The following is a 12,562-nucleotide window of genomic DNA, read 5'->3' as shown; positions in this document are numbered from 1 at the left end:
GCTCCCACAGGATTCGCGCAGGCGCTTGAGGAAGCGAGTAGCGCGTCGAATCACGCCTGTCGTCCCGCCGCTGCATCAGCCTGTCGCTTTGCCGATTGGCAGCCATACTTTTGCATCAATGGTCCGTAATTGCCGGGGGGGTGTCCGATGCTGTCCTTGTTCGCTGAGCGACCGTTGATCTGCGCCCTGGTCCTGTTCCTTATCGATGCGGTGCTGTGGCGTACGATCGGTACCCGCAAGCATCACCTGAGGGTGCTGGTGCGGCTGGTGATTTTTTCGCTGTACAGCGTGCTGCTGTTCAATGAAGGCCTGAGCCCGCTGGAGCCGGCGCCCTGGGGCGAAGACGTACCGCTGCACATGGCGGCCACGGCGTTGCAGATCGGCTGGTGGCTGTTCGCGGCGCGAACCCTGACGGTGTTGATCGGCACGGTCATGATGCAACGGGTCGGTCATACCGGGCGCTTGCTCCAGGACTTGCTGGGGGCGCTGATTTTCCTGATCGCGGTGATTGCCGCCCTGGCTTACGTGCTCAATCTGCCGGTCAAGGGCGTGCTGGCGACGTCCGGGGCCCTGGCGATCATTGTCGGTCTGGCCCTGCAAAGCACCCTCAGCGATGTGTTTTCCGGGATCGTCCTCAATACCACCAAGCCCTATCAGATCGATGACTGGATCGCCATTGACGGCACCGAAGGCCGGGTCACCGAGATTGACTGGCGTGCCACCTTCCTGCAGACCTCCCAGGGCAGCATGATCGTGATTCCCAACTCGATGGCGGCCAAGGCCAAGATCACCAATTTCAGCCGGCCCAGCGACATGTTCGGGGTGTCGATCAGTTTGCTGATCAGCCCCCATGTACGTCCCAACAGGGTGTTCGAGGCCCTGGAACGGGCCGCGCAGGGCTGCCGCATCCTGCTGACCAAGCCAGCCCCCAAAGTGACGATCAAAAGTACCAGCAGCACTGGGGTGGAATACGAAGTCACCGTGTTTGTAGTGTCGATGGATCAGAAGCGTTCGGTGCGAAACCAGATGTACGACCTGGCCTATCGACATTTGCTGGCCGCCGGGATCAGTTGGCTGTCGACGATTGAAGAGGAAGGGGCGCCGGCTCAGTCACGGGCCCGGGCGCTGCTGGACAACACGAGTATTTTCGCCACCAACCTGAGCGAGGAAGACAAGGACCACGTCAGCCTGAACATGAAATTGCAGTCCTTTCCTCCCGGCGAGATGATTCTGGCCGGAGGGCAGGTCAGCACCAGTTTGTACATCATCGAGTCAGGCGTGGTGACGGTGTCCTTGTTCCGCGCAGGCACCAAGTTCGAAGCCGGGCGCATGGGGCCGGGCGAGGTGATCGGCGAAGGCGGGATCGTCTCGGGTACGGCGCTGCCGGCGGAATTCTCGGCGTTTACCTTCTGCAACCTGTACCGAATCGACAGGGAGTACCTGAGCCCCTGTGTCGAGGCTCGACACGAAATGTGCCAGGCGATGAAGGCGCTGCTGGATTTCCGCTTGCAGATCGCCCACACGATGACCCAGGAAGAACCGAAGGTCATCGAGAAAAGGGGCTTGCTGCAATGGTTGCGTAGCCGAGTTTGATAGACCGATGCCGCTCTACTGCAGGAGCGAGCTTGCTCGCGATGAACCTGAGAGCGACGCGGGGTCTCAGGTAGCCAGCGTTATCGTTAACGGCAATCGCGAGTGAACCTCGCTCCTACAATTAATCTCATGCGATCGATTTTCTTAATCTCAGGTATTAGTTTCGCCAACTGTCACTGACGGGCTCCTGACGGGATACTTGGTTTCAAGAGAGCAAACACACCAACCCACTTGCTCACTTAACTTACCTGACTTTGGAGATCCATCATGAAATACGCACTCTTCGCAGCCCTCTCGTTAGCCAGCGCGTTTGCCGCCGCTCAAGACTCCGCCCAATATGACCGGCACGACGGCCTGGATGTCGCCAAGGTGATCAGCATCAAGTCGGCTCAAGACCCGGAAAAAGTCAGCGGCCTGATCGACTCGAAAATGGTTTATCTCGACAGCGCTGGCGTGACCCACACGCTTAACTACACCATCCAGGGTTATGGTCAGCAAAATGGTTGATTGTCAGGACCCGCAATAAAAACGCCGCATTTGATGCGGCGTTTTCATGTGTGCATGAAAAGGGTCAGACGATGCCGACAAACGACAGAATAAACAGCACGATCACCACTGCGCCGACGAGATAGATAATGTTGTTCATGACATTCACCTCTGTTTTGGAAAACGGTCGACGCGTTGGCGCCTTATACAGCTGACACCTGTGTTCGAGGTAACGTTCCACACCCCCTTTGGCAGGGGCCAAACGCGGAACCACTCCAAACAACGCAAATAAAACCATTGAAAAAAAACGCCATAAGCTTTAAACGAGAAGCTCACCGGCAAATCGCCAGTAATCCGTCGTTGAGAATCGCCAGTTAATGGCTCATGGAGCACTGATGAGTTTTCGTCCATTGACCGACGCCCCGCGGCAATCGAACGACTGCGACCTGGTCGCCTCTGAACTGATAGGGAATTCGGATACCGCCGCTGTGGCCTACGCTGGCAATCACGACACCATCGAACAACTGCTGGACTCAGGTCGACACTGGGGCCATAGCACCGCGTGGGTGGTTTATCGCGCCGGTGAGCAGCTGTACCTGGTCGGGCAGGGCGATCCGCGGATGCAATGGCCGTCGAGCATTGCCCATGACCAATTCGACGCCTTTTGCCAGGCCCGGGGGCTGCACCGCTGGCCCACCGGTCGTGGCGAGAGCGTCCTGGGCTGGTTGCTGGCACCTGCCAAAGAGGCCGGCGAACCGGCACTCGCCGATTTCGCCCAGCGCCTGGGCATCGAAGTTCAGGCCAATACCCTGGCCCGGGCACAGATCACTCAGCGGGTGTTGTATGAAATCACCTACCTGGCCAGTTCGACCCGGGACCGCGCGGTGTTTCTTGTTGGCGTTCACCGGTTGTTGGCCAGCCTGATCGATGCCGAAAACTTCTACCTGGCGCTGTATGACCCCCACAGCGGGAAAATCGACTACCCGTATTACGTCGACATCATCGACGTCGATGCCCTGGAGTCGGAAAACTACGAATACCTTGACCCGAAACGGCTGTCGTTGACCGGCCAGGTGCTGACGTCCGGCCAGCCGTTGCTAATTGACTCCGCCGGCATCCTCGCCGCCCAGGCAGAAGGGCGCTTCTATTGCGTGGGCGATCGTCCCGAGTTCTGGATGGGCGCGCCCTTGAAAAACGCCTCGGACGAGGTGTTCGGCATGCTGGCCATGCAGGTCTACGAGGTTTCCCGCACCTACAGCGCCGAGGATCGCGCGCTGTTCCTGGTGGTGGCCCGTCACGTGGCCATGGCGCTGGACCGCATTCTGCACCGCGAGGACCTGGAACAGACAGTGATGCGCCGCACCCTGGAACTCTCGGCGCTCAACGACGCCCTGCGCCAGGAAGTCTCGGAACGCGAACGTGCCGAACATTTGCAGAGCGCGCTGTTTCAGATCGCCGAACTGTCGAGCCGACCGGGTGATATGGCCGAACTGTTTCAAACCCTGCACGGCATCGTCGGTGATCTGCTGTTCGCCCGTAACTTCTATATCGCCATGTTCGACGATACCAACGGTGAAGTGACCTTTCCCTATTACGTCGATGAACGACAGCGCAACCGCCCGGTGGCCCGGCGCGGGCGTCGTGGCTTGACCGAATACGTGATTCGCCAGCGTCGGCCCTGCCTGATCGACACCCACGAAGCCGATCGCCTGTCGGACCAGGGTGAAATCGAAATCGACGAATCGGTGCGCTCCTATTCATGGCTGGGCATTCCGTTGTTCGACGGCGACGTGGTTCGCGGCGTGCTTGCGGTTCAAAGCTACACCTCGCTGGTGGGCTACACCTTGCGAGATCAGGAACTGCTGACCTTCGTGTCGCGGCATATCGACACCGCGTTGTCGCGTCGCAGCGCCGCCGAAGCGATCCACGCCGCCAACCTCAAGCTCGAAGCGCGGGTGCAGGACCGTACTCGCGAGCTCGACCACGCCAACGCCAAACTGCAGCACGAAAACTCCCACGATGCGCTGACCGGGCTGCCCAATCGCACTTACCTGCAACAGCGGCTCAATACGGCCTGGTCGCGTTTCGACAACGATGACGGGCAACTGGCGGTGATGTTCATCGACCTTGACCGGTTCAAGATGGTCAACGACAGCTTCGGCCATCATTTCGGCGACCTGCTGTTGATGCACGCTGCCCACCGGTTGCGCAGCTGCCTGCGGGAAACCGACATGCTCGCGCGTTTGGGGGGCGATGAGTTTTCCGTACTGGCCCCCGAGGCAACCCTGGAGGCACTGGTCGAGATTGCCGAGCGGATCCTGGCGGCGTTCGACCTGCCGTTCTTCATCAATGGCCATGAAGTGTTTTCGTCCTGCAGCATCGGCATCGTCAGCGCCGACAGTCAGTTCCACCAGGAGCCGGCTGACCTGCTGCGAGATGCCGACGCGGCGATGTACCGGGTCAAGAGTGCCGGGCGTGACAGCTACGCGGTGTTCAACCAGGAAGTGCGCCGGGAAGTCTCCGATCAGGTCGAGCGGGAAGGGGCCTTGCGCAATGCGCTCAAACGCACCGACGAACTGCTGCCGTATTTCCAGCCGATCGTCAGTGTCGAGACCGGCGAATTGCTGGCCCTCGAAGCGCTGATCCGCTGGCACCAACCGGGCGGGCGGGTGATAGCGCCGGGTGAGTTTCTGCCGGACGTCGAGGGCTTGCGCCTGATCGGGCGACTGGACCTGTACATGCTCACCAGCATCGCCATGATCCTTGCCCGGCCCGAGCACGCCAACTGGCCCCCGGTGCACGTCAACTGTTCCAGCTACAGCATGGCCCGGCCGGATTTCGCCAGTGACGTGCTCGCCCTGTTGGACCGGCACGGGGTTGAACCGTCGCGGATCTGCCTGGAATTGACCGAAGGGGCGCTGGTGGCAGAACCGGCCATCGCCCGGCGGACCATGCAGCAATTGGCCGACAACGGTATGTCGGTGGTGCTCGATGACTTCGGCGCCGGGTTCTCGTCCTTGAGCTATGTGCACCAATACCGCTTCAGCGGTTTGAAGATCGACAAGTCGTTCATTCTCGAACTCACCAGCAGCCCCCGCAGCCGCGCCATCGTCCGGGCCATCGTGCGCATGGCCGAATCCCTGGACCTGAGTGTGGTGGCCGAAGGCGTCGAGGATCAGGCCACACTGGACCTGCTGCGGGAAATGGGTGCGGGACAGGCCCAGGGTTATTACTTTGCCAAGCCGATGGGGTTGGCGGCGTTGTTGGCCAGTTCGCTGATCGGGCCGTAGTCGCCATCCCCCCCCTGAACGGCCCCCAGCATCACTGTCGACTGACACGACGCCTTCGCGAGCAAGCCTGCTTCCACAGGTCCTTCATCGTTCGCGGACGCTGCACCCAAACCACCCACCTTTCATCCATCAGCTCAGAGATACTTTGAACACCCCCGCGCAAACCCGGTCATTGCCCACGCACTCTTTGATCAGGAACCCCAGGTTTTGCCCAGAATTCTGACGTCCCACATCAGCGACACCGAGCTCACCGAGCACAATGCCAAGATGTTTGGCTCGCCCAAGGAGCGCCTGGACTTTTATCGACGCGAGATTCAGTACGAGACCAGCATTCTGTCCAATCGCACCGATGCCTATCTGGCCGCGCAGTCTTTCCTGGTGATCGCGTTCGCTTCGTGCATGGCCAATCTCAATCCGGAGTGGGGCAAGCTGTTTACGCTCGTTGTGCCGCCGTTCCTGGCGCTGCTGGGAATGCTGAGTTCGCTCAATGCCTGGCCGGGCATTCGCGCGGCGTACGACATCATCGATCACTGGTATTTCAAACAGAGCGAGCTGTTGCGCAGCGAACCTCTGATGGGCCTGGCCTACGACGAATCGCCGTTGTTCTGCGAGCGTGAGTCCACCCACAAAGGCTATCGAAAGGCGCTGCTGTTCTCGGTGCGCACGCCATGGATCTTCGCCACGTTCTGGATCGTGCTCGGCGCCTGGGCCATTTTCATTCAGGTCACCAACCCCGGGGCCTGATCAGCTGCCACTGACTTTCCAGTGTTTGACATCCTCGGGGAACACCATCTGCTGTATCTCGTGGGCAATGCCGTAGGCCAGGGATTCATTGGCGGCGATCACTTTTTCCTCGGCGGACAGGCAGTGGAAAATATCCAGTTTGGTCGCCGCATCGGCGGTTTCCAGGGAGAAGATCTGTACATAACGCGCCAAGTCATTGTCCAGGCTCGACAGGTATTCGCGCAGGCGTTGGTGGTCGACGGATTTCTGGCTGAAATACCAGTTCATCGGGTGGATCAAAAAGCGCGAATGGGGCGATGTGATGCGCTTTCCTGCCGCCAGGAACATGATGATGCCCATCGATTCGATGTTGCCGGCGTTGATCGCGCACAGCGGGACCGGCAAGGACTTGAGGAAGGTATACAGGGTAAAGCCGAAGTTGGTACTGCCACCGCTGGTGGACAGGTTGAGCAGCAGCGAGGTGGCGCCCTGGTCGACGGCTTCCAGGCAGCAATCCCTGAAGCGTTCGGTGGTCGCCTGATCGATCTGACAGTGAAAATGCACGATGTGTTGGGTCATCGACTGTCCTTCCGCGTTCGATACCTAAAGGGCTGAGCTCAGGCTATACAGTCTAGTGAAAGCTGGCCGTACGCGAGCAAAAAAGGCGCCTGCCAGGCCTCTGTGCAGACCCCGACCGCCAGTCGAAATCCCCTGTATTCAATGGAACCAACCGACCCGATCCGCTCGTCGCAAGCCGGCTGCTTTGGTTCAAACTTTCCATTTTTGGCGTCCTCCGAATTAAACGAGCCAATGCTCGTGACGATTCAAGAGGTGAACTGAAATGGCTAATACAGGTAAGAACAATCCCGGCAATTTCGATAATGACCGGGACAAGGCTTCCGAAGCCAGCAAGAAAGGCGGACAAGCCTCGGGTGGCAATTTTGCCAACGACCCACAACGTGCCTCTGAAGCCGGCCAGAAAGGTGGCCAGGCGTCCGGCGGGCAGAAATCCCGGGATGCCGACCGTATGGCCGGCGGCGGGCAGGGTAATCGCGGCGGCGAATTTGCCGACGATGACAGCACCATGACCCAACCTGGCCAGAAAGGCGGGCAGGCATCCGGTGGACGTCAGTCTGCCGACGCTGACCAATGGGACAGCGACAAGCAGGGCATGGGCCGCACGGGCAGTGGCAACTTTGCCGATGACCGCGACAAAGCCTCGCAAGCGGGGCGCAAGGGAGGTGAACACAGCGGCGGCGGAGGGCGCAAATCCTGATGATGTGCAAGCCTGATGACCAAGCCCCGAATCCTTCGGGGCTTGGTTTATGTGCAGGTCAAGGAGGGTGTTGACTCAGGCATCTGTACGCAGCAGCGAATGCACCCTGCCGCTGAGCTCATCCAGGCTGAAGGGCTTGGTCAGTATCCGGGTTGTGGCATCGACTGTTACCAGGCTGGTACCACCGGCAAACCCGGTGATGAACAGCACCTTGAGTGTCGGGAATCGTTGCTTGAGTTCAGCGGCCAGGCTGATGCCGTTGGTCATGCCGGGAAGGCCGATGTCGGTCAGCAACAAATCCAGGTGTTCCAGCTTCTGCGCCTGTTTGATCGCCGACACGGCGTCCACCGCTTCCACCACCCGATAGCCGGTTTCGGTCAACAGCTCCGAAGCCATCTGGCGTACCGCCGCTTCATCATCCACCAGCAGAATGATTTCGTTGTGCCCGGTGGCGTGCGCAGCCGCCGCCGCGTCCGCGGGTGCCCGGACCTCACCGGGTTGCGAATGATCGACGGGAAAATACAAGGTCACGGTGGTGCCGATGCCCAGGGTGCTATGCACCCGCACCTGCCCGCCGGATTGCTGGGTAAAGCCGTAGATCATCGACAGGCCCAGACCGGTGCCCTCGCCGATTTTCTTGGTGGTGAAGAACGGGTCGAATATCCGCGACAGAATGTCCGGGCTGATGCCGGTGCCGGTATCGGTGACCGAGATGCTCACGTACTGCCCCGTTGGCAACATTTTCTCGGACGAGGCCGCCTGATCGATCTCGCGGCGATCCACCATCAGGCTGAGCCTGCCGCCATTGGGCATCGCATCCCGGGCGTTGATGGCAAGGTTCAGCAGGGCGTTTTCCAGTTGATTGAGATCGCACTTGATCCGGTCGTTCGCCTTGAATGAACACTCCACGGCGATGCTCGGCCCCACGGAGCGGCGGATCATGTCTTCAAGCCCGGCCACCACTTTGCGCGGCTCGAGCAGTTCGGGTTCCAGCGATTGCTGCCGGGAAAACGTCAGCAGGCGCTGGGTCAATGCGGCCGCGCGAGAGGCCGAGGTCATGGCGATGGCGTTGTAGCGCGCCAGTTCCTCGTAGCGCCCGGCATCGATGCGCCTTTGCATCAACTCCAGATTGCCGAGAATGCCGGCCAGCAGGTTGTTGAAGTCATGGGCGATGCCCCCGGTCAACTGACCGACCGCTTCCATCTTCTGACTTTGGCGTAATTTGAACTCCGCCGTCGCCCGCTCTTGCTGTTCGCTTTCAAGCTGCCGGGTACGCTCGACGATGCGATCCTCCAGCAGATCATTCCAGTCACGCAACGCGCTCTCGAGTTGCACGCGATCGTCGATGTCCTCAAGGGTGCCGTACCATTGCTCGCAGTGCCCGTCGACGTCGAGGCTGCACAGCGCACGGATGCGGAACCAGTGGTGCTGACCGGAGCGAGTGCCCAGACGGATCTGCGAGTCGAAAGGCTGCAGCGTGGCCAGGGAGCGCTCCCAGAGCAAACTCAACGTTTCCTGATCTTCAGGATGAACCGCCTGGGCCCATTCGCGTCCCAACGTCTGTTCGGGCGACAGGCCGGTGTAGTCATACCAGCGCTGATCGATGGACAGCAGTTCACCCTTGACGTCGGCGGTCCAGGGCCACAACAGATTCAGCTCGGCGGCTATGCGGTAGTGGCGCTCGCTGTCGCGCAGTCTGTTTTCCGTCAGGCGCATCGCTTGCAGGGTGTTGGCGCGGGTCAGAACAGCGCCCAACAGGTTGCTGTAGACGCGAAGAAAGTCGATGTCGTTTTCGGTGAACTGGCGCGGAACCCGGCTATCGACCTCGAAAATCCCGAACGGACGTTCGCCTTCTGCACCAAGGACCAGGACGTTGACGAAGGCTTTGACGCCGTTTTCGATCTGGAAATCGTGGTAGCGAAAGCGTGTTTCCGAAGCGATGTCCACGGAAATGACCGGGCCGTTAGTGTCCAGGGAGTGCCACTCCGGGGTGCCTTGGCGGGCCTGGACCTGCACCTTGCCGACCACGCCCGGTGCCCAGCCCACGCCATTTCTGACCACAAAGGTGATGTCGTCTTCGAGCAGCAACATGAACTTGGCCATGTGAGTCTGCAGGGCGTCGCCCACCAGGCGACACGCCTCGTCAAGGATGTACTCGATGTCATCTGACGCCAGTGCCAGCTCGCCAAACTCGGCAAGCACCTTACGCTGGCGAAACAGCGTTTCCTCGATTGCCATGTGATCACCTGTGGACGTTTCAGCATCCGAGTTTGCCGATACTGCGCAGGTTCAACCGGAATGACCGAATGCAGGCACCGATTTGATTGTTCAGGTGACCAGGCACATGTCGCGAACGGGTTGCGTGCTAAAGCTTGCCAAACGTGATCGGGTATTCGACCACGATATAGAGCCTGTCGATGTCACTGCCGCCTTGCGCGGCATTGGCCCGATGGGTCACCTGTGACACTTGCACCGACAAGTTTCTGGCCGGTCCTGACTGCACGACATAGCGCAGATCGATGTCGCGCTCCCAATGCCGCCCGCCATCGCCTTGTTGGGGCACGTACTCGCCGACCGAGGGATCGAAAGGGTTGTAGCCACCGCCCTGCGGGGCGTGGGTGCCATTGATACCCCGCCCGGTGACGTAGCGGGTCATGAACTTCAACCCCGGAACGCCGAAGGCGGCCAGGTCAAGGTCATAGCGCGCCTGCCAGGAACGTTCGTGAGGACCGTTGAAGTCGGCGTATTTGATGGAGTTGGCCAGGTAGATGGAGTCGCCGCCGACAAAGTCGAAAGGCGTGTCGCCGTTGATCTTCTGATAGGCGAGGGTCAAGCCGTGCGCGCCGGCGGTGTACTTGCCCGCCAGGCTGTAGGCGGTGTTATCGATGGCGCCCGCCACTGCGCTGCCATAATCGCGGGTGTGATAGGCATTGCTGTCCAGCGACACCCCGGACTGCTGCAGGTGCAGGTTGGCGTAGTACTGATGCCAGGTGTCGCTCAGTTGCGAGGCATAAAGGGCGCCGCCGACGGGGCGATTTTCAAACAGGTTGGCGCCAATGAAATCGATACCACCGGTTCGGGTGCTGACGCCGTAGCCGTCGAAGTCGCCTTTGCCGGTCGAGCCATTCTGGTTCTTGAATGCCGTGAAGTGGCCGGCCAGTACCTGCACATCTTCGATCTCGCGGCTATCGAGCAGCAGGCCGGTGGCGTACTCCGGTTGCAGGCGTTTGTCCGCGGTGTCGAATACCGGCGTTTGCACCATCATCTCGCCAAAGGCCAGGGTCGTGCGCGATGTTCTCAATTTCAGGGCGCCGCCAGCGCTGGAATAATTGCTCTGGCTGCGCCCGTCCTGATCCAGGGGCAACAATCCCGTGCCGGAATGCCCTTTGCCACCGTCCAGCTTCAAACCCAGAAAACCATGGGCATCAAAGCCGACACCAAGGGTGCCGGGGGTAAAGCCCGACTCAAGGTGTGTGATGAAGCCTTGCGCCCATTCCTGGGTGTAGTGCTTGCCCGAAGGCGAGGGGGAGCGAAAGTCATTGCTGAGGAAAAAATTGCGGCTCAGCAACTCAAGGCTCGCCCCGTCACGCAACCCTTGCACGGCTTGTTCGGCGTCGGCCGCCAGGGCGGGTGCGCCGGGCGCGCACATCAACACAAGCAGACAGCCAGTGACTGTTCGCTGTTTTTGAACGGCAGTAAGCGCATCAGACGCGACCATGGATTGACCCCCTCGAAATCGAGGGCATGGTCGCGCATTGTTCCACGCCGCGATTGCATGAATGTGCTGGATTTTGCGGTGACGGTGCACCGCGCAATCGTGGCTCGGCGCAAGTGTCAGAAATCGAAGAACACGGTCTCGGCTGCGCCCTGCAGGTGGATGTCGAACCGGTAGCCTGGCTTGCCGTCAATCGTGCAGCGCTTGGCAATCAGCGACTCGCGGCGATGGGGTTGTTCGATCAGGTTCAACACGGGGTCAATCGCGTTCGCTTCCTGCTCGTCGTCGAAATACAACCGGGTCTGCAAGTGGATGTTGATGCCACGGGCAAACAACGACACGTTGATGTGGGCCGCCATGGGCACGCCGCCAGCGTTTTTCACCACGCCTGGCTTGACCGTGTTGACCGTCCATTCACCGCCATCGGTGGTGGCCGTGCGGCCAAAGCTGTTGAAAGGCTTTTGCAGGTCGTAATCGCTGTCGTAGACGCCTTGGTGATTGGCCTGCCACAGCTCCAGGAACGCATCGCGAATCAGTTGGCCATTGCCGTCATAGACCTGACCCTTCAACACAATGTGCTCGCCCGGTGCGCCGGGCCTGGCCATCAGGTTCCAGATTTCTTCTTCGCGCGGCTCATTGCCGGCCGCTTCCAGCGCCAGGCCGATGTGCACATAAGGGCCGGCGGTTTGCGACGGGGTTTCAGGCAGAAGTTGAACGGGCATGTGCAAGCCTCCTCAGCAGTTTTCGAAGTGAGTCTTGCGCTGGCCGCGCAGGACGATATCAAAGCGATAAGCCAGGCAATCCATCGGATTGGCCATGCTCATGTCGAGCCGGGCGATCAGGCTCTGCACCGCGTCCTGATTGGCGATCGACTTGACGATCGGGCACATCGGGATCAACGGGTCACCTTCGAAATACAGCTGGGTAATCAATCGGGTGGCAATCGACGGGCCGCTGATGGACACGTGAATGTGGGCCGGGCGCCAGTCGTTGGGGCCGTTGCGCCATGGGTACGGGCCTGGCTTGACGGTGCGGAAACTGTAGTTGCCGTCGCTGTCGGTCAAGGTCCGGCCGACGCCGCCGAAATTCGGGTCGAGCGGGGCCAGGTAGCTGTCCTTCTTGTGCCGGTAGCGGCCGCCGGCATTGGCCTGCCACATTTCCACCAGGGTGTTGGGGATCGGCTTGCCGTACTGATCGCACACGCGACCGGCCAGAATGATGCGCTCGCCGATCGGCAAGCCACCGTTGTTGTAGTTCAGCAGCAGGTCGTTGTCGTACTGGCCCATTCTCAGATGGGAAAAATCCGGGCCGCTGGTTTCCGACACGGACTGAGGAATACTCACCAGCGCCTGGCGCGGGGAGCGCAGGATGGAGGTCTTGTAGTCAGGTGTCAGGGCTTTTGGATGCCAATTACGGTCACGAATGACGAAGCGGCTGTTGTGCGCATCAGGCATGTCGATTTTCCTGTTTTTATGGTGG

The 12,562-nt window shown here is 60.1% G+C and carries 10 protein-coding genes and 1 pseudogene; 6 read left to right on the top strand and 5 right to left on the bottom strand.

Translation table 11 applies throughout. From position 1 onward, the window contains the following. The first annotated feature begins 147 nt into the window (after positions 1 to 147). From B0W55_RS06370 to B0W55_RS06355, 4 genes are all read left to right on the top strand, one after another. Positions 148 to 1,593 (top strand): mechanosensitive ion channel family protein, encoded by a 1,446-nt coding sequence (locus B0W55_RS06370; protein WP_077045162.1) that lies wholly within the window; start codon positions 148 to 150, stop codon positions 1,591 to 1,593. 267 nt (positions 1,594 to 1,860) lie between these two features. Further along, positions 1,861 to 2,100 carry a DUF2790 domain-containing protein gene (locus tag B0W55_RS06365; protein WP_077045161.1) on the top strand — a complete coding sequence of 80 codons (240 nt, stop codon included), beginning with the start codon at positions 1,861 to 1,863 and terminating at the stop codon, positions 2,098 to 2,100. 374 nt (positions 2,101 to 2,474) lie between these two features. Further along, the gene (locus B0W55_RS06360) at positions 2,475 to 5,369 is read left to right on the top strand and encodes an EAL domain-containing protein (protein WP_077045160.1); all 2,895 of its coding nucleotides are present in this window, start codon (positions 2,475 to 2,477) and stop codon (positions 5,367 to 5,369) included. 207 nt (positions 5,370 to 5,576) lie between these two features. Then, positions 5,577 to 6,113: a hypothetical protein gene (locus B0W55_RS06355; protein ID WP_077045159.1), complete on the top strand. Its 537-nt coding sequence runs from the start codon at positions 5,577 to 5,579 to the stop codon at positions 6,111 to 6,113. On the opposite strand, the gene B0W55_RS06350 is transcribed toward B0W55_RS06355, so the two are convergent. Next, positions 6,114 to 6,671: an ATP-dependent Clp protease proteolytic subunit gene (locus tag B0W55_RS06350; RefSeq protein WP_077045158.1), complete on the bottom strand. Its 558-nt coding sequence runs from the start codon at positions 6,669 to 6,671 to the stop codon at positions 6,114 to 6,116. A gap of 262 nt (positions 6,672 to 6,933) precedes the next feature. Here B0W55_RS06350 and B0W55_RS31070 point away from each other — a divergent pair. After that, a pseudogene (locus B0W55_RS31070) lies at positions 6,934 to 7,095 on the top strand (general stress protein); the annotation flags it as partial. Between the two features lie 24 nt (positions 7,096 to 7,119). Further along, complete coding sequence (locus B0W55_RS31510) at positions 7,120 to 7,368, top strand: KGG domain-containing protein (RefSeq protein WP_371807260.1); 249 nt, start codon at positions 7,120 to 7,122, stop codon at positions 7,366 to 7,368. Positions 7,369 to 7,443: 75 nt separating this feature from the next. On the opposite strand, the gene B0W55_RS06340 is transcribed toward B0W55_RS31510, so the two are convergent. The 4 genes from B0W55_RS06340 to pcaH form a co-directional block, all read right to left on the bottom strand. Next, positions 7,444 to 9,606, bottom strand: a complete 2,163-nt coding sequence (locus tag B0W55_RS06340) for a hybrid sensor histidine kinase/response regulator (RefSeq protein WP_077045156.1) — start codon at positions 9,604 to 9,606, stop codon at positions 7,444 to 7,446. A gap of 127 nt (positions 9,607 to 9,733) precedes the next feature. After that, a complete protein-coding gene (locus tag B0W55_RS06335; protein WP_083743163.1) occupies positions 9,734 to 11,017 on the bottom strand; it encodes an OprD family porin in 1,284 nt (427 codons plus the stop codon). Between the two features lie 185 nt (positions 11,018 to 11,202). Further along, entirely contained in the window at positions 11,203 to 11,805 is a 603-nt protein-coding gene (gene pcaG, locus B0W55_RS06330) for a protocatechuate 3,4-dioxygenase subunit alpha (RefSeq protein WP_077045154.1), read from the bottom strand. 12 nt (positions 11,806 to 11,817) lie between these two features. Beyond that, positions 11,818 to 12,537 (bottom strand): protocatechuate 3,4-dioxygenase subunit beta, encoded by a 720-nt coding sequence (pcaH, locus tag B0W55_RS06325; RefSeq protein WP_077045153.1) that lies wholly within the window; start codon positions 12,535 to 12,537, stop codon positions 11,818 to 11,820. Positions 12,538 to 12,562: the final 25 nt, after the last annotated feature.

The organism is Pseudomonas sp. KK4 (genome assembly GCF_001984065.1).
GTDB lineage: Bacteria > Pseudomonadota > Gammaproteobacteria > Pseudomonadales > Pseudomonadaceae > Aquipseudomonas.
Note: the sequence above shows the minus strand (reverse complement) of the source record. Positions and strands in the feature narration are given on the sequence as shown.

Excerpts from the sequence above, each read along its gene's own strand:
- B0W55_RS06370 (WP_077045162.1), top strand. The coding sequence starts at position 148 with ATGCTGTCCTTGTTCGCTGAGCGACCGTTGATCTGCGCCCTGGTCCTG.
- B0W55_RS06365 (WP_077045161.1), top strand. The coding sequence starts at position 1,861 with ATGAAATACGCACTCTTCGCAGCCCTCTCGTTAGCCAGCGCGTTTGCC.
- B0W55_RS06360 (WP_077045160.1), top strand. The coding sequence starts at position 2,475 with ATGAGTTTTCGTCCATTGACCGACGCCCCGCGGCAATCGAACGACTGC.
- B0W55_RS06350 (WP_077045158.1), bottom strand. The coding sequence starts at position 6,671 with ATGACCCAACACATCGTGCATTTTCACTGTCAGATCGATCAGGCGACC.
- B0W55_RS31510 (WP_371807260.1), top strand. The coding sequence starts at position 7,120 with ATGGCCGGCGGCGGGCAGGGTAATCGCGGCGGCGAATTTGCCGACGAT.
- B0W55_RS06340 (WP_077045156.1), bottom strand. The coding sequence starts at position 9,606 with ATGGCAATCGAGGAAACGCTGTTTCGCCAGCGTAAGGTGCTTGCCGAG.
- B0W55_RS06335 (WP_083743163.1), bottom strand. The coding sequence starts at position 11,017 with ATGTGCGCGCCCGGCGCACCCGCCCTGGCGGCCGACGCCGAACAAGCC.
- pcaG (WP_077045154.1), bottom strand. The coding sequence starts at position 11,805 with ATGCCCGTTCAACTTCTGCCTGAAACCCCGTCGCAAACCGCCGGCCCT.
- pcaH (WP_077045153.1), bottom strand. The coding sequence starts at position 12,537 with ATGCCTGATGCGCACAACAGCCGCTTCGTCATTCGTGACCGTAATTGG.